Source organism: Pseudomonas fluorescens, from assembly GCF_902497775.2.
Lineage (GTDB): Bacteria > Pseudomonadota > Gammaproteobacteria > Pseudomonadales > Pseudomonadaceae > Aquipseudomonas > Aquipseudomonas putida_F.
Map to the genome: position 1 here is coordinate 2,661,222 of NZ_OZ024668.1, position 16,360 is coordinate 2,677,581.

At 61.7% G+C, this 16,360-nt stretch carries 18 protein-coding genes; 10 read left to right on the plus strand and 8 right to left on the minus strand.

Translation table 11 applies throughout. The features are described 5' to 3' along the window. The first annotated feature begins 1 nt into the window (after position 1). Complete coding sequence (locus F8N82_RS12060) at positions 2–595, plus strand: TetR/AcrR family transcriptional regulator (protein WP_038995512.1); 594 nt, start codon at positions 2–4, stop codon at positions 593–595. 13 nt (positions 596–608) lie between these two features. Here the strand turns inward: F8N82_RS12060 and F8N82_RS12065 are convergent, their stop codons facing one another. From F8N82_RS12065 to F8N82_RS12085, 5 genes are read right to left on the minus strand one after another with little or no spacing between them, the layout of a single operon-like run. Further along, positions 609–986, minus strand: coding sequence for a response regulator (locus F8N82_RS12065; RefSeq protein WP_038995513.1), 378 nt, complete (start codon positions 984–986; stop codon positions 609–611). Positions 987–1,038: 52 nt separating this feature from the next. Next, positions 1,039–2,283: a hybrid sensor histidine kinase/response regulator gene (locus F8N82_RS12070; RefSeq protein WP_150776742.1), complete on the minus strand. Its 1,245-nt coding sequence runs from the start codon at positions 2,281–2,283 to the stop codon at positions 1,039–1,041. Then, positions 2,277–2,852, minus strand: coding sequence for a chemotaxis protein CheB (locus tag F8N82_RS12075; protein ID WP_038995515.1), 576 nt, complete (start codon positions 2,850–2,852; stop codon positions 2,277–2,279). The genes F8N82_RS12070 and F8N82_RS12075 overlap by 7 nt, the downstream gene beginning before the upstream one ends. Continuing rightward, positions 2,849–3,670, minus strand: coding sequence for a CheR family methyltransferase (locus F8N82_RS12080; protein WP_038995516.1), 822 nt, complete (start codon positions 3,668–3,670; stop codon positions 2,849–2,851). The genes F8N82_RS12075 and F8N82_RS12080 overlap by 4 nt, the downstream gene beginning before the upstream one ends. Continuing rightward, positions 3,667–7,158: a response regulator gene (locus F8N82_RS12085; RefSeq protein ID WP_038995518.1), complete on the minus strand. Its 3,492-nt coding sequence runs from the start codon at positions 7,156–7,158 to the stop codon at positions 3,667–3,669. Before F8N82_RS12085 ends, F8N82_RS12080 begins: the two co-directional genes overlap by 4 nt. 296 nt (positions 7,159–7,454) lie before the next feature. Here F8N82_RS12085 and F8N82_RS12090 point away from each other — a divergent pair, with 296 nt between their 5' ends. Both F8N82_RS12090 and F8N82_RS12095 read left to right on the plus strand, forming a co-directional pair. Next, positions 7,455–7,820 carry a response regulator gene (locus tag F8N82_RS12090; RefSeq protein WP_038995519.1) on the plus strand — a complete coding sequence of 122 codons (366 nt, stop codon included), beginning with the start codon at positions 7,455–7,457 and terminating at the stop codon, positions 7,818–7,820. Between the two features lie 77 nt (positions 7,821–7,897). Continuing rightward, positions 7,898–9,217: a glycosyltransferase gene (locus F8N82_RS12095; protein WP_038995520.1), complete on the plus strand. Its 1,320-nt coding sequence runs from the start codon at positions 7,898–7,900 to the stop codon at positions 9,215–9,217. Here F8N82_RS12095 and cobF read toward each other — a convergent pair. Both cobF and F8N82_RS12105 read right to left on the minus strand, forming a co-directional pair. Next, positions 9,183–9,932 carry a precorrin-6A synthase (deacetylating) gene (gene cobF / locus F8N82_RS12100; protein WP_038995521.1) on the minus strand — a complete coding sequence of 250 codons (750 nt, stop codon included), beginning with the start codon at positions 9,930–9,932 and terminating at the stop codon, positions 9,183–9,185. The two genes, F8N82_RS12095 and cobF, sit on opposite strands and share 35 nt — an antisense overlap. A gap of 72 nt (positions 9,933–10,004) precedes the next feature. Beyond that, positions 10,005–11,294 carry an OprD family porin gene (locus F8N82_RS12105; protein WP_038995522.1) on the minus strand — a complete coding sequence of 430 codons (1,290 nt, stop codon included), beginning with the start codon at positions 11,292–11,294 and terminating at the stop codon, positions 10,005–10,007. 365 nt (positions 11,295–11,659) lie between these two features. Between F8N82_RS12105 and F8N82_RS12110 the strand changes: the two genes are divergently transcribed. The 5 genes from F8N82_RS12110 to F8N82_RS12130 all read left to right on the plus strand — a co-directional run bounded on the left by F8N82_RS12110 (position 11,660) and on the right by F8N82_RS12130 (position 15,068). After that, positions 11,660–12,019 (plus strand): histone-like nucleoid-structuring protein, MvaT/MvaU family, encoded by a 360-nt coding sequence (locus F8N82_RS12110; protein ID WP_038995523.1) that lies wholly within the window; start codon positions 11,660–11,662, stop codon positions 12,017–12,019. Positions 12,020–12,235: 216 nt separating this feature from the next. Continuing rightward, the gene (gloA, locus tag F8N82_RS12115; protein WP_038995524.1) at positions 12,236–12,757 is read left to right on the plus strand and encodes a lactoylglutathione lyase; all 522 of its coding nucleotides are present in this window, start codon (positions 12,236–12,238) and stop codon (positions 12,755–12,757) included. 333 nt (positions 12,758–13,090) lie between these two features. Continuing rightward, positions 13,091–13,576 carry a flavin reductase family protein gene (locus tag F8N82_RS12120; RefSeq protein WP_038995525.1) on the plus strand — a complete coding sequence of 162 codons (486 nt, stop codon included), beginning with the start codon at positions 13,091–13,093 and terminating at the stop codon, positions 13,574–13,576. Positions 13,577–13,670: 94 nt separating this feature from the next. Next, complete coding sequence (locus tag F8N82_RS12125; protein ID WP_038995526.1) at positions 13,671–14,714, plus strand: LLM class flavin-dependent oxidoreductase; 1,044 nt, start codon at positions 13,671–13,673, stop codon at positions 14,712–14,714. Positions 14,715–14,819: 105 nt separating this feature from the next. Next, the gene (locus tag F8N82_RS12130) at positions 14,820–15,068 is read left to right on the plus strand and encodes a hypothetical protein (RefSeq protein WP_038995528.1); all 249 of its coding nucleotides are present in this window, start codon (positions 14,820–14,822) and stop codon (positions 15,066–15,068) included. Between the two features lie 28 nt (positions 15,069–15,096). Here F8N82_RS12130 and F8N82_RS12135 read toward each other — a convergent pair whose 3' ends face one another. Next, a complete protein-coding gene (locus F8N82_RS12135) occupies positions 15,097–15,318 on the minus strand; it encodes a DUF3079 domain-containing protein (RefSeq protein ID WP_038995529.1) in 222 nt (73 codons plus the stop codon). Positions 15,319–15,492: 174 nt separating this feature from the next. Between F8N82_RS12135 and F8N82_RS12140 the strand changes: the two genes are divergently transcribed. Both F8N82_RS12140 and F8N82_RS12145 read left to right on the plus strand, forming a co-directional pair. Then, positions 15,493–16,023 carry an iron transporter gene (locus tag F8N82_RS12140; protein WP_038995530.1) on the plus strand — a complete coding sequence of 177 codons (531 nt, stop codon included), beginning with the start codon at positions 15,493–15,495 and terminating at the stop codon, positions 16,021–16,023. Beyond that, positions 16,024–16,344, plus strand: a complete 321-nt coding sequence (locus F8N82_RS12145; protein ID WP_036995865.1) for a cupredoxin domain-containing protein — start codon at positions 16,024–16,026, stop codon at positions 16,342–16,344. Positions 16,345–16,360: the final 16 nt, after the last annotated feature.

Here is a 16,360-nt window from a genome sequence, read left to right on the forward strand (position 1 = left end):
CATGGACGCCGCTTTGCGTTGTGCGAACTTTGAAGAGCGGCGTGACAAGGCCCTGGAGCTGTTCGCCGAGAAGGGCTTCGGCCAGGTCAGCATGCGTGAACTGGCTGCGCACCTGGGGCTGACCGCAGGCTCCTTGTACCATCACTTCCCGAGCAAGCAGCACTTGCTGTTCGATCTGATCGAGGAGCTGTTCGAGGAGCTGCTGGCGACCCTCAACCCGGGGCGTCGCAACCAGCAGCAAACACTGGTCGAAGTGATTGCCGCCCACTGGGGCTTGCATGCCGAGCGGCCGCTGCAGTTTCGTCTGGCCGAGCGTGACCTGTGCTGCCTGAGTGTCGAGCAACAGGCGCGCATCGGCCAATTGCGCCAACAGTATGAAAGCGCCCTGCTGCGTCTGTTGGTGCCCAAGGCAACCCTGCGCGGCCAGGCCCTTGAAGTCACGGCCCATGTCATCGCCAACTTGCTCAACAGCCTGCCCGGCTGGCTGCAAACCTCACAACTGCCCCAGGCCCAGGGCCTGGCGCTGATGGAAAGCATGCTGCTGGGCGGGATCGAACGGACCTTGCGTGGCGAGAGCCTGAACTCGATGGCGTGAATCAAACACTGCCTTAGCGCAACTGTTCCTGAATCTGGTCGCGCAGGCTGTCCAGGTCGAAAGGCTTGGCCAGGATCGGCGCCTTGAAGGCGATCGGCCTGCCTGACTCGCGAATTTCTGCCGGGTAACCGCTGATGAAGATCACTTTCAGGTCCGGTCGCAACTTGACCGCAGGTTCGGCGATCTGCACCCCGGAGATCCCGCCCGGCAAACGAAAATCGGTGACGATCAGGTCCAGGTGCGGCTTGCTCGCCAGAATCTTAAAGGCTTGCTCACCGTTCTCCGCCACCAGCACGTGGTAACCCTCGCCCTTGAGGTAGTCCTCGAGAATCATGCGAATCACCGGTTCGTCTTCGACCACCAGTACTACGTCTTGCGCATCTTCACTCATGCCATTGCCTTGTTCTGTAAATGCTCGATTGCATCGCTATACGACCCCGGCCTCAGGCAGAGGTTGCCTGCTGCCGGTCATTTTCTCGCGGTAGCTGCGGCAGCGGCAGCGGCAGCGGCAGCGGCAGGCGTACGGTAAAGGTCGCGCCCTGGCCTTCGATGCTGTGCACGCTGATACTGCCGCCATGGGCCAGGACGATCTGCTCGCAGATGTACAGGCCAAGGCCCAAGCCGGCGCTGCTCTGGCTGCAAGCAACCCGCTCGAACTGCTGGAAGATCCGCTGCTGGTTGTGCTCGCTGATACCAATGCCGTGGTCACGCACCTCGATGCAGGCCATGCCGCTGTCCTTGAACGTGCGCACTTGCACCGGGCTTTTAGCGCCATAGCGCAGGGCATTGGTCAGCAGATTGGCGACCACCTGCTCGATGCGAAACTCGTCCCACACCCCGGCCAACGGCACGCCAGCGTCGAACTCGATATGCGACTCGGCCGCTGCGGCCTGGGCTTCGAAGTTCTCGATCAAGCCGCCGACCAGTTGCCCCAGGTCGAACTGGCTGGGGCGGATCGACAGCTTGCCGGTGCGGATCCGCGACACGTCGAGCATGTCCTCGATCAGGCGGATCAGGCTGTTGATCTGGCGCTCGTCACGCTCGACCATGGCGCGCATCTTGTCCAGGGTAAAGGCATCGGCGTTGTCCTTGGCCAGGTGCAGCTTGCGCAACTGGGTTTCGAGGATCAGGCCGTTAAGCGGCGTGCGCACCTCATGGGAAACGATCGACATGAAATCATCGCGCATGCGCACCGCGTGCTCCAGCTCGCGGCGGGTCACCTGCAACTGGGCCAGCAACAACTCCTGCTCTTCGCGGCTGCGCTCCAGGGCCTCCAGTTGCTGGCCGAGGGCCTTGCGCTGGCGGAACAGGTCGACGAACACCGCCACCTTGCTTTTCACCGCCAGGCTGTCCAGCGGCTTGTGCAGGAAGTCCACCGCGCCGCTTTCGTAGCCCTTGAAGGCGTAGTTCATCTCGCGCCCGGCGGCGCTGACAAAGACGATGGGGATGTTCTTGGTCTTCTCGGTGCCGCGCATCAGCTCGGCCAGCTCGAAGCCGTTCATGCCGGGCATCTGCACATCGAGAATGGCCAGGGCGAACTCGTGCTCAAGCAGCAGCGCCAGGGCCTGGTCGGCGGACTGGGCCTGATGCACCTCGCGGTCTTCGCCTTTGATCAACGCCTCAAGGGCCAGGAGGTTTTCCGGCAGGTCGTCGACGATCAGCAGTTTTGCTTGTATGTGCCTTAGCATTCAGGGGCTTCCAGGCTGGCGAGCAGTTGCCCGATACCATTCAAAGGGAGTATGTAGTCGGGCCGGTGCAGGGCCAGCGCCGCGCGCGGCATGGTCGACACTTGCGCCTCCTGGGGGTCCTGGACGATGGTCCGGCCACCTTGGCGCTTGATACTGGCAAGGCCACGGGCGCCGTCTTCATTGGCGCCGGTCAGCAGCACACCGAGCAGGCCCGGGCCATAGGCATCGGCCGCCGACTCGAACAAAAAGTCGATCGAAGGCCGGGAAAAATGCACGCGCTCTTCCTGGCTCAGCGACAGGCTGTAATCGCGCTCCACCGACAGGTGATAACCGGGCCCTGCCACATAAATGGTGCCGGGGACGATATCTTCCTTGTCGCGGGCTTCGTGTACCGGGCGTTGGAGCCTGCGGGCAAAGACCTCGGCCAGATGGCTCTGGCGATCGTCCGGCAGGTGCAGCACGCACAGCAGCGGGATGCGAAACGCCGGCGGCAGGCTGTGGAATACCGCGAGCAAGGCGCTGACGCCGCCCGCCGAGGCGCCAAGGGCAATCGCCTGAACGCCGTTCATGATTTGCGGTAGATCCGTTCAGGCTTGACCAGCGCCTCGAACTGGTCGGAGTAGGCCGAGAAGTCCAGGGTTTCCTTGCTGCCCAGCACCAGAAAGCCGCGATGGCACAGCGACTCGTGGAACAGGCCGAAAGCGCGATCCTGCAGGGTCTTGTTGAAGTAGATCAGCACATTGCGGCAGGAGATCAACTGGGTTTCGGAGAACACGCTGTCGGTGGCCAGGCTGTGGTCGGCGAAGGTCACGTTGTCGCGCAGGCTACTGTCGACGATGGCGTTGCCATAGGCCGAGGTGTAGTAGTCACTGAGCTCACCACGCCCGCCGGCCTTGCGGTAGTTGTCAGCATACAGGCGCATGTTGTGCATGCTGTAGATGCCCTGCTTGGCCTTTTCCAGGGAGCTGGGGTTGATGTCGGTGGCGTAGATGATGGTGCGCTCCAGCAAACCTTCTTCGCGCAACAGGATGGCCATCGAGTAGACCTCCTCACCCGTGCTGCAGCCAGCGATCCAGATCTTGATCGACGGCCAGGTACGCAGCAGCGGCACCACCTCCTGGCGCACCGCGAGAAAGTGCTCGGGGTCGCGGAACATCTCGCTGACCGGGATGGTCAGGAACTGCAGCAACTGCATGAACATCCCCGGGTCATGCAGCACCCGCTCCTGCAGGGCCGAGACAGTCTTGCAGTCGAACTGGCGCAGGGCGTGCTGGATCCGGCGCTTGATCGAGGCGCCGGAGTAATCGCGAAAGTCATAGCTGTACTTGAGGTAGATCGCCTCGATCAGCAGCCGGATTTCAATGTCGGTATTGCGTTCGATACTCAAATTCGCTCCAGTTGCGGCAGCCAGACACGGATCAGCGAGAACAGCCGGTCGAGGTCGATGGGCTTGGCCAGGTAGTCGTTGGCGCCGGCCTGCAGGCAACGTTCCTGGTCATCCTTCATCGCCTTGGCGGTAACGGCGATGATCGGCAGCTTGCGCCAGCGCGGGTCCTTGCGGATCAGGCGGGTGGCTTCGTAGCCGTCCATTTCCGGCATCATCACGTCCATCAGCACAAGGTCGATGTCCTGGTGCTGTTCCAGGCGCTCGATGGCTTCGCGGCCATTGCGCCCGATCTCGACGATCGCACCCTTGTGTTCCAGGGCGCTGGTCAGGGCAAAGATGTTACGCACGTCGTCATCCACCAGCAGCAGCTTGCGGCCTTCGAAGACCTTGTCGCGGCTACGCGCGGTCTTGAGCATGCGCTGCCTTTCATGGGACAGCTTGGATTCGACTTTGTGCAGAAAAAGCGTCACTTCATCGAGCAGGCGCTCGGGCGAGCGTGCGCCCTTGATGATGATCGAGCGCGAGTACTTGAGCAGGTCGGCTTCTTCTTCGCGGGTGAGGTTGCGCCCGGTGTAGACGATCACTGGCGGGAACGAGCGGATGTCGTCGTCGGACATGCGCTTGAGCAGCTCGTTACCGAGCATGTCCGGCAGCTTGAGGTCGATGATCATGCAGTCGTAGATATTTTCGCGCAGCAGGTCCAGGGCTTGCTGGGCCATGCCCACCGCAGTGATCTCGATGTCTTCGTCGCCGATCAGGCGGGCGATGCTTTCGCGCTGCAGGTCATCGTCCTCGACCAGCAGGATGTGCTTGAGCTTCTGGGTCAGCTTGGCTTCCAGGCGGGCGAACACCTGCTTGAGCTCTTCGCGGGTCGCAGGTTTTACCGCATAGCCGATGGCGCCCATGTGCAGCGCCGCCTCGACCCGGTCCTCGACCGAGATCACATGCACCGGAATGTGCCGGGTGCTGGCCTGCTCCTTGAGCCGCTGCAGCACGGTCAGGCCGGAATGGTCCGGCAGGCGCATGTCCAGCAGCACGGCGTCGGGAATGAAGCTTGCCGCCAGTTCAAAGCCCTCGTCGGCAGCCTGGGCCACCAGGCAGCTGTAGCCCAGTTCATGGGCCAGATCATAGAGAATACGGGCGAAATTGGGCTCGTCTTCGATCACCAGGATCAGCCGGTTGCTGAACGGCGCCTTGTTGCGATCGTCAGCAAAGCTTGGCGCCGGGCGTGGCACGGGTGCCAGCGGGACCTCCTCCGCCACCGGGGCCGCGACCACCCGTGCCGGCTGATGAACGACCAGCGCCGGGCTCTGGTCGACAATAGGCTCGTAGCGCTCCGGCAGGATCAGGCTGAACACGCTGCCCTTGCCCAGGCTGCTGTCGACGCTGATCTGGCCGCCGAGCAACTGTGCCAGGTCCCGCGAAATCGACAGGCCCAGGCCAGTGCCGCCATAACGGCGGTTGGTGGTGCCATCGGCCTGGTGGAAGGCTTCGAAGATGCTCTGCTGCTGGTCGGCGGCAATGCCGATGCCGCTGTCGCGCACCGAGAAGACAATCCCGGCGCCGGCCTGCCAACCCACGCTGAGGCTGACCTCGCCGCGTTCGGTGAACTTCACTGCATTGGAAAGCAGGTTCTTGAGGATCTGCTCCAGGCGCTGGCGATCGGTGTACAGGGTCGCGGGGACTTGCGCCTCGACCGACACCGTAAAGCGCAGCTGTTTTTCGTTGGCCAGCGGCTCGAACAGGTTGCGCAAGCCTTCGGTCAGGCGCGCCACGTGGGTGGTTTCCGGACGCACTTCCAGCTTGCCGGCCTCGACCTTGGCGATGTCGAGGATATCGTTGATCAGGTTGAGCAGGTCGTTGCCCGCCGAATAGATCGACTCGGCAAACTTGACCTGCTCACCGGAGAGGTTCTCTTCGGCGTTCTCGGCCAGCAACTTGGCCAGGATCAGCGAACTGTTGAGCGGCGTGCGCAGCTCGTGGGACATGTTGGCGAGGAACTCGGACTTGTACTTGCTCGAGCGCTGCAGCTCTTCGGCGCGCTCCTGCAGCTCGACCTGGGCCTGGTTCAACTCGCCGTTCTTGCGGTCCAGGGCGTCACGCTGTTCGGCCAGGGCTTCAGTGCGCTCGGCCAACTGCTCGTTGGTCTGTTCCAGCTCGGCCTGCTGGGTTTCCAGGTGCGCCTGGGACTCCTTGAGCACCCGCGATTGCTCTTCGAGCTCTTCGTTGGCGGTTTTCAGCTCTTCCTGCTGCACCTGCAGCTCTTCGTTGAGCTGCTGGGTTTCGGCCAGCACTTCCTGCAGGCGCTGGCGGTAGCGGGCGCTTTCGATCGAGGTGCCCATGTTGGCCGCGACCAGTTCGAGGAACTCGATGTCCCGCTCATCAAGGCTGCGCAAAAAGCCCAGCTCGACCACCCCGTTGATCTGCCCGTCGTTGCTGGTCGGCATTACCAGCACACTGCGCGGCAAACCCTCGCCCAGGCCGCTGCTGACCTTGAAATAATCCGCTGGCAGATCGTCCAGGCGCAGCAGGCGCTCCTGCATCACCGCCTGGGCCAGAATCCCCTCGTGGCTGCCGACCACCTGCTCCTGCGCAGCCTGCTCGGCCGACAACCCGTAGCTGGCGACCCGGCGCAAGCCACCGTGCTCATCACGGGCGTACATGGCACCCACGGCGCTGCCCAGGTAACCGGCAAAGAAGCGCAGAATATTGCTGCCGAGCATCGGCAAGGTCAGCTGCCCCAGCACCTGGCCGGCCAGCTCGGTCTGCCCGGTACGCAGCCAGGCCTGGCGTTCAAGGCGCTGATTGGAGCGCTGTTGCGACTCCAGGGTGCTGGCATAGCTGCTGGACAGCGCCAACAGGTCGCGACGGCCCAGGTAGGCCAGCAGCCCACTGAGCAGGATGACGAACACAAGGTAGGCTGAAATCGACACGATGGTGGTGGTATTCACCGTTTCGTTGCGGGCGACCCGCAACTGATGCTCCATGGCAATGAACGCGTCGAACTCCTTGCGAATTTCGTCGGTGAGGCGCTTGCCTCGTCCGGAGCCGATGGCCTCACGAAAATTACCGTTGTCGCGACGCAGGTTGATCATGGTCGCGGCGAAGGTGTTCCACTCTTCCTGCAGGCCCAGCAGGCGCTCCAGGCGGTCAACCTGTTGCGGGTTGTCGACCACCATTTGCTCCAAACCCTTGATCCCGGCAGTCACCTGGGGCTTGGCCACTTCATAAGGGTCTAGAAAGCGCTCCTCGCCGGTGAGCAGGAAGCCACGCATGCCGGTTTCCATGTCGATCGACAGCTTGACCGTCTCGTTGGCGTTATTGATCACCCGGTCGGTGTGCTCGACCCATTGAATGGCCGCCAGCAGGTAGCTGATGATGGTGACGAACACCACCGCACTGAGCAGTCCAACCCCTAGGGGCAGGCCGATGTTGCGGGTCAGCAGCTTGCGAAAGCTGCGCTGATCGATTGAGGCTGGTTGAATCATCTCAAGACGCCCGAGCAAAGGTAGCAAACGAAAGAGTGTGGCGGATTTTTCGAGTAAAGGTTCTATTTTCCGCGGGAACGGTCATTCTGCCAGCCTTCCCTACTCCGAGTCTAAACGCCTTTGGCCATTCTGGCAGGGCATTTAGCCAGCATTTGAGAGGTACCTTGCGCAAACGTTCCCTGCTTTTTCAATGACCGCTATGCTGTTCATTCGGGAGGCTTTTTTCAGCGCAGAGGGAACTTCGGGGCGCACCCGGCTTACAGATAATGAACAGACTTTTGTACAGGAATACCGCCATGCCCCAGACACCCCAGCCCCTGCTTGTCGTCGAAGATGACGCTATCGTGCGCATGCTGACGGTCGAGGTGCTTGAAGAGCTCGGCTATCAGGTGCTGCAGGCTGCCGATGCACAAGCGGCGCTTGAAATATTGACCGACTCGCAACAATCCCTGGCCTTGATGCTGACCGACGTTGGCTTGCCGGACATGAACGGCAAGGATCTGGCAGTCAAAGCCCGGGAACTGCGCCCGGCGCTGCCGGTGCTGTTTGCCAGCGGCTACGGCGACAACCTCGACGTACCGGCCGGCATGCACCAGATTGCCAAGCCTTTCAGCATCGACCAGTTACGTGACAAGGTGCAGGGCATTCTCCCGGCCGTTTAAGGATGAGTAGAGGCGGCGGTGCGACGCTCCCACGGAATCTGCTTTAATACGCGCTTTTGCCAAGGTCCCCGATCCCCATGTCCGCCCCTGCCCTCAACCTCCTGGTCATTGGCTACGTCTGGCCCGAGCCGCGCTCTTCGGCCGCTGGCTCGCACATGATGCAGATCCTTGAAAGCTTCGTGCAGCGCGGCTGGCGCGTCACCTTCAGCAGCCCCGCGGCCATTGGCGAGCATAAGGCCGACCTGGCAAGCCTGGGCATCGCCGAACAGGCCATCGCCCTCAATGACAGCAGTTTCGACCGCTTCGTCAGCGAACTGGCCCCGGACGTGGTGCTGTTCGACCGCTTCATGATGGAAGAGCAGTTCGGCTGGCGCGTGGAGAAACACTGCCCCAATGCCCTGCGCGTGCTGGAAACCTCCGACCTGCAGAGCCTGCGCGACGCCCGCCAGCAACTGCTGCGCCGGCGCCTGATCGAAGGCCTGGACCCGAATGACTTTCGCGCGCTATTCAACACTTCCGGCCCCGACCTCTATCGGCAGATGGCCAGCGCCGACCTGACCCTGCGCGAACTCGCCGCCATTTACCGCAGCGACCTGAGCCTGATGATTTCCGATGTCGAGATCGACCTGCTGATCAACGGCTTCGGCGTGCCCGAGCACTTGCTGCACTGGTGCCCGCTGATGCTCGACGCCCCCAGCGAGCCGTTCAAGCCATTTGCCGAGCGCGCGCATTTTCTCAGCATCGGCAACTTTCGCCATGCGCCGAACTGGGACGCGGTGCTGTGGATGAAGAACAGCCTGTGGCCGATGATCCGCCGGCGCTTGCCACAGGCGCAGCTGCACATCTACGGCGCCTACACCCCGCCCAAGGCCACGGCGCTGCACAAACCCGCCGAGGGCTTTCACATCATGAACTGGGCCGAAGACGCCCTTGTGGTGATGAGCAACGCGCGCATTTGCCTGGCGCCGCTGCGCTTTGGCGCCGGGATCAAGGGCAAGCTCACCGACGCCATGCAGTGCGGTACCCCCAGCGTCACCACCCCCATCGGCGCCGAAGCCATGCACGGCGCCCTGCCCTGGCCCGGGGCAATCGCCGAAACCGCCGAAGGCCTGGCCGAAGCCGCCGCCACCCTGTACAGCGATGAAGCACGCTGGAACCGCGCCCAGCAGGACGCGCTGCGCTTGCTCGGCGCGCGCTACGACCGGCGCCAGCACGCCAGTGCTCTGGTCGAGCGCATCGAGTACGCCCTGGCCGACCTCGACCAGCACCGGCTGTTCAACTTCACCGGCGCCATGCTCCGTCACCACCAGCACAAAAGTACCCAGTACATGTCCCAGTGGATCGAGGCCAAGACCCGCCTGGCTACAGCGGCCGACGCAGCAGATACGTGTCCATGATCCAGCCCTTGCGCGCCCGTGCCTGTTCACGGGCGGCAAGGATCTGCGCCTTGACCGCAAGCAACGGCCCGGCAATCAGGATCTGATCGGCCGTGCCCAGGTAGGCACCCCAGTAGATGTGCAACTGCGCATCTTCCAGCGCGGCAAAGGCGCACTGGCCATCGAGCATGACCACCAGGTTGTCGATACGCGGCTGTTCAGCCAGGCGGCGCCCGGGCAGCACGGTCAGTGGCTCGCCGATACGGTTCAAGGGGATGCGGTGACCGGCGGCCAGGGCCTGGACGCTGCTGATGCCGGGGATTACTTCAAGTGCCAGCGACAGGCCACGGGCCTGCACCAGGTCGAGAATGCGCAAGGTGCTGTCGTACAGGGTCGGTTCGCCCCAAAGCAGGAAAGCCCCGCATTCGCCGTCAGCCAGTTCGTTTTCGATCAGCTGGGCGTATAACGCCGCGCGCTGCTGGTGCCAGTCCTGCACGGCGCCGACGTAATCGCTGGCAGCGCCATCGCGCAGCGGGTCCTCGACCTGCACCAGGCGATAGCCGGGCTGATCGATGTAACGTTCGAGAATGTTCTTGCGCAGCTGCAGCAACTCATCCTTGGCTGCGCCTTTGTCGAGCACGAAGAACACCTGGGCACGGTTCAGCCCGTCGATGGCTTCAAGGGTGATCTGGCGCGGATTGCCCGGCCCGATACCAATCAACAGCAGTTGTTTCATTGCACGTCACTTCCATGGCCCGGCCAGCCTCTATAGTCGGCTGGCCGAAGCACAATGGCAACGTACTGCTGGTTAGAAGATCGAGAAGTTGTAGCTGACGATTACCCGGGTTTCGTCCATGTCGCGCGCGTATTTCTCGTAGTTGCTGCGATAAGTAGAATTACGCAGGCGCACGCTGACATCCTTGAAGGTGCCGCTCTGGATCTGGTACTTGAGCTCGCTGTCGCGCTCCCACTCCTTGCCCTCGGCCAGGCTGCCCGGGACCTTGATATGGTCGCCGTTGATGTAGCGGGTGAAGAAGCTCAGGCCCGGCACACCCATGGCCTTGAAGTCGTAGTCGTAGCGCAGTTGCCAGGAACGCTCCTGGGCCGCAGCGAAGTCGTTGACCTGGGCGTAGTTGACCAGGTACGGGTTGCTGCCATCCAGGTACGGCATGGCGTTCTCGCCAAACATGCGCTGCCAGCCGGCGCTGACCTTGTGGCCACCGAGGCTGTAACCGAGCATGCCGCTGAAGGCGCGGTGATCGATGTCACCGGCGCGGGCACGGCCGATGTCGTCGCTCTTGATCAGGCGCAGGTCGGCCGAGAGGCTGCCGACGCTCAGCGGCTGGCTGGCCAGCAGGCCAAAGAAGTGCTGGCGGTAGATGTTTTCAAGTTTGGCCACCTGGTATTGCGCGCTCAGGCGGTCATTGAACGTGTAATCGACCCCGGCCATGTCGAAATGATCGGCAGTGGTATTGCAGGCGTAACGTTTGTTCTTGCAGTGAACGCGGATGTCCTGGCGGTCGGTGGAATCGCGCGCGGTGTATTTGTCCAGGCGGGCAACCGTGAACTTCAGGTTCTTGATTTCTTCGGACGTCAGCATCGCGCCCTGGAACATCGTCGGCAACAGACGCCCGTCGTTGTACTTGAGCAACGGCATGTCCGGCATCATCGAACCGACTTTAAGCACCGTCTGCGAGTAACGCATCTTGCCGGCCACACCCATCTTCGCGTACTGATCCACCGAACCCCGTGGATCATGTCCGCTGGAGGGCAACAGACCACTGTTACTGTCGGCCGGACTGGAGTCGAGTTTGAACCCGAGCATGCCTATCGCATCGACACCAAACCCTACAGTGCCTTCGGTGTAGCCGGACTGCATATTGAGAATAAAGCCCTGGGCCCACTCTTCGCGTTTCGAGGCTCCCTGATTGGAACGGGTATGACCATCACGAAAGTCACGGTTGAAGTAGACGTTGCGTGCTTCGACTTTGGCGCTGCTGTCTTCAAGAAAACCAGCGGCTTGAGTCGATACAGCAGCAAACATCGCGAGCAGGCCAACAAGGCTGCGCCCGGGCGCGAGAGGGTAGGGGGCAAACATGAGAAGCGAAATCCGAAAGAAAGGCAAAAAACAACCGGCGCCGGTCCCGGCGCCGACAATGCTCCCAGCGTCGATGGCAGTCGACGGTGATCGACCATCATCTCGCAACCGCTCTAGACCGGGCCATTGGACCATGGTCTAAGGTGCCGAGCGCAGTGCCGACTAGTTCTTTGGTCAAGGGCCGTGGCTAATTAAGAAAGTTCCGTTATCAGCAATATATAAGTTTAATGTTTACCGGCCACGTGCAGACTACTACACTCTTTATTAGTGCGATGTTGTACCCAACCCGGTGGCGGCTGCGTTATACAGAATGTTGCTGATCTTCACGCATGCCGGGCCATTGCAGACTTAAAGGAGTGATGACAGTGTCCAGACTTGCAGAGTTCCGCGCTGCCGAAAAGGCCCTTCAGGAACAAATGGCGCAATTGGAGGCGCTGAAAAAGGACGCCGGCCTGAAGCGCGAAATCGAGTTCGAAAAGAAACTTGTCGACCTGATGAAACACTACGACAAGGGCCTGCGCGATGTTATCGCCATCCTCGACCCCAAGGCGTCCCACAAAGGCCCGGTCAGCGCGCCAAAACAGCGCCGCGCGCGCGTGGTAAAGGTCTATGAAAATCCGCACACCGGCGAACTGATCGAGACCAAAGGCGGCAACCACCGGGGCCTGAAAGCCTGGAAAGAACAGTACGGCGCCAAGACAGTCGACAGCTGGTTGCGCACGTGAAAAACACCTTCACACTTTTTTCACATCGACTGGATCAGGATGAAGGCTGCTAACGGACTAGCGCCCCATACGCCCGCCTCGGCGGGCTTCTAATTCTTGCGCCCCGCCCCACAAAGGCGGGGCGCAAATCGTTTGCGCAATCGCTTCAGTTCCGTATCATGACGCCCTGACTGTTTTGCTGGCAGCGCTGTTGCCGGCCTCAAATGCGGAGAGCCCATGAGCCTGAACCATCTCGACACCCTCCCTGGTGTCACCGCGCAACCGGATGCCGCGACCCACAACTTCGTTTTCAACCACACCATGCTGCGGGTCAAGGACGTTGCCAAATCCCTGGACTTCTACACCCGCGTGCTGGGCTTCAGCCTGGTCGAGAAACGCGACTTCCCGGAAGCCGAGTTCAGCCTGTACTTCCTCGCCCTGGTCGACAAGGCGCAGATCCCCGCGGATGCGGCCAAGCGTACCGAGTGGATGAAATCGATCCCCGGCATCCTCGAACTGACCCACAACCACGGCAGCGAGAACGACGCGGCGTTTGCCTACCACAACGGCAACACCGACCCGCGCGGTTTCGGCCATATCTGCATCTCGGTACCGGATATCCGTGCCGCCTGCGAGCGTTTCGAGCAACTGGGCGTGAACTTCCAGAAGCGCCTGAGCGACGGCCGCATGAAGCACCTGGCGTTCATCAAGGACCCGGACGACTACTGGGTCGAGATCATTCAGCCGACCGAGTTCTGATCCCTTCCATCGGCTCCCACGCCCGTGGGGGCTGGCCTTGCCAGCGCTCGCAGCTAACTGGCTCTCCTGCAACCACCCCCTCCCCGCATCGTCGATATTATGGTATTCCAACATTTCCATAAGGCCGATCTGGCGGCTTTTACTGCAACTGATCTGATTTTCTTCACGCCATCATTCTTCTCGATTTGCTAAAAGCCGCGTATTTACTGGCCTTTAAGCAATTTCGTGCCATTCGTCGTGGCTGAAAATTACACTTGCAAAACACGTATTACGGTATACCATCAGACACATAAAACAAAAACGCGGACCACCGCTGCTTCCGAGGACCACGCCATGATCGACGCAACCGTCTACAAAAACGTCCTGGGTTCCTTCCCGTCCGGCGTCACGGTGATTACCACCCTGGACGACGACGCCCAGGTCGTCGGCCTGACCGCCAGCGCCTTCAGCTCGCTGTCCATGGACCCGCCGCTGGTGCTGTTCTGCCCCAACTACAGCTCCGACTCCTACCCGGTACTGATCCGCAACAAGCGCTTCGCCATCCACTTGCTGTCCGGCGCCCAACAGGCCGAGGCCTACGCCTTTGCGCGCAAAGGCAAAGACAAGGCCCAAGGCATCGAATGGACCCTGAGCGCCCTGGGCAATCCGTTGCTGGCCAACGCCACCGCAATCATCGAGTGCGAACTGTGGCGCGAATACGAAGGCGGTGACCACGCGATCATGGTTGGCGCGGTGAAAAACCTCATTGTCTCCGAACAGGCCCCGAGCCCGCTGGTGTACTGCCGCGGAAAGATGGCCGAGCTGCCAGCCTTCGCCTGAGCCGCACTATTCTTACGACGGGCGCAGGGCGCAGGTCGAGAGTCATGCCGCCTGATCCGACAGGCGACCTACAACAAGATCCGAGGAATGCGTCATGAAATTTTCGTTGTTCGTACACATGGAACGTTGGGATGAACAGGTCAGCCACCGCCAGCTGTTCGAAGACCTGACCGAACTGACCCTGATGGCCGAAGACGGCGGTTTCAGCACCGTATGGATTGGCGAACACCACGCCATGGAATACACCATCTCGCCAAGCCCGATGCCGCTGCTGGCGTACCTCGCAGCGCGCACCAGCACCATTCACCTGGGTGCCGGAACCATCATCGCGCCGTTCTGGCACCCGTTGCGGGTGGCCGGTGAATGCGCCCTGCTCGACGTAATCAGCAACGGTCGCATGGAAGTCGGCCTGGCCCGCGGCGCCTACCAGTTCGAGTTCGACCGCATGGCCGGCGGCATGCCCGCCTCCGAGGGAGGCCAGGCCCTGCGCGAGATGGTTCCGGTAATCCGCGCGCTGTGGCAAGGCGATTACGCCCATGATGGCGAGATCTGGAAGTTTCCCACCTCGACCTGCGTGCCCAAGCCGATCCAGAAGCCCATGCCGCCGATGTGGATCGCCGCCCGCGACCCGGACTCGCACAACTTTGCAGTCAAACACGGCTGTAACGTCATGGTCACGCCGCTGATGAAAGGCGATGAAGAGGTTCTGGACCTTAAAAACAAGTTCGAAGCAGCGCTGGCCAACAACCCCGAGGTCCCGCGCCCGCAACTGATGGTGCTGCGCCATACCCACGTGCATACGGCCGAAGATGTCGACGGCTGGAAAGTCGGGGCCCAGGCCATTTCGCGCTTCTACCGCACCTTCGATGCCTGGTTCGGCAACAAGCAGGTGCCGGACAACGGCTTTCTGGCGCCCAGCCCGGAAGACAAGTTCAAGGAGCGCCCGGAGTTCGCGCTGGACAACATCCGCAAGAACACCATGATCGGCACTCCGGCCGAGATCATCGCGCGCATCCGCTACTACCAGGAACTGGGCGTCGATGAGTTCAGCTTCTGGTGCGATAACAGCCTGCCCCATGCCGAGAAGAAAAAGTCCTTGGCGCTGTTCATCAACGAAGTGCTGCCGGCGTTTCGCTGACGCTCACGTTCGTCGGCCAGGATCCAATCGGGCCGCTGCTGTGGTATACCAGAAAAAGCACCCTGACTGAGGCGCTTTCGATACCACAGCAGCGAGGTAAGGACGATGAAGACCCTCCAATGCGTGCATCGCAACCACACCATCACCGCCAGCGTCGAAACCCATCCTGGCATCCCCACCCCGTTTAACGCCGGATGCCTAATTACCTATCCCGACGGCCACACCAGCCGGCGTTTGTCGCTGCCGGTGCAGATGGCTTACCTGGCCGACCTGGAAAACGCCCAGCATGCGGCGCTGGCCCACGGCAAGTGGCTGGTGGATCAACAGCTCGACCAGCGCGCCCAGCGGGCCTGATACGATTCAATCCCGGGCCGCCTGCAGCTCAAAGGCGGCCCGCTCCTCCCCGCTCCGTTGCCTCGCTGGCGGAGGGCAACTCGAGCCCGTAATCACCCTGCTCGTTCCAGTCGTCGCCGAACATTTCCGCCGGGTGCATGGTGCGGTCGGCGCCGTTGCCGCAGGCCAGGGCGTTGGCCGCGCAGTAGCGATCACAGCCCCAGCAGATACGCTCGGGGTGCTTGGGGTTGATGGGAAAAGGCTTGGCCATAAGCTGCCTCTGACGGGCAATGGGCGAGTTTCCACGCTACTGCGCAGTTGCGGGCTTGCCCTTGATGCAGATCAAGGACGCTGACCGACATCCCGTAAAATTGATAATAATCATTATTGTTCGCACAGAAGCTTCCTAGACTCGGGCTCCCATTGCCCAGCCCAGGAAGTCATCATGCGTAGCGCCCTTTCGCTCCCTCTTGCCTTGCTCCTGATCGCCCCGCTTGCCCACGCCAAGGAATACCCCATTGGCGAGCCGCAGTTGTGCCCCGGCCTTGAGGTCGCTGCGGTGTACCTGCAGCCGATCGAAATGGCACCCGCCGGGATGATGCGCGCGACCACTGACTCCGATATCCATCTGGAAGCCGACGTGCGGGCCACCGAAAACAACCGCCAGGGCTTTCAGGAAGGCAGTTTCGTGCCCTACCTGAGCGTTGCCTTCAGCCTGCAAAAACAAGGCAGCGACACGCCCATCCACGGTGACTTTCACGCCATGGTCGCCAACGACGGGCCGCACTATGGCGACAACGTCAAGCTCCAGGGGCCCGGCAAGTACAGGCTGACCTTCACACTGCTGCCACCGGCCGGCCATGGCGCATTGGGCCGGCATACCGACAAGGAAACCGGGGTCGAGCCGTGGTTTGAACGCTGTGAACTGCACTATGAGTTCGTCTATGCCGGGATCGGCAAGAAAGGCGGTTACTGAATGAAGGCCCTGGCCCTGTTGCTCGCCTGTGCGGCCCTGCCGCTGAGCGCCGCGCCGTTGCCGAGCTTCGAGCTGATCCTGCGCGACGGCCACTTCACCCCGGCCCTGCTCGAAGTGCCGGCCGGGCAGCGCTTCAAGATCGTGTTGAAAAACCTCGGCGAAGGCCCGGCGGAATTCGAAAGCACACCGCTGCGGGTCGAGAAAGTGCTGTCGCCCGGGGTGACCAGCTTCGTCGTTATCCACCCGTTGCGGCCCGGCCACTACCCGTTCTTCGACGAATTCAATCCGCAGTTGCCCGAAGGCGGCATCCTCGCGAAATAACCTGTGCAGGAGGTTT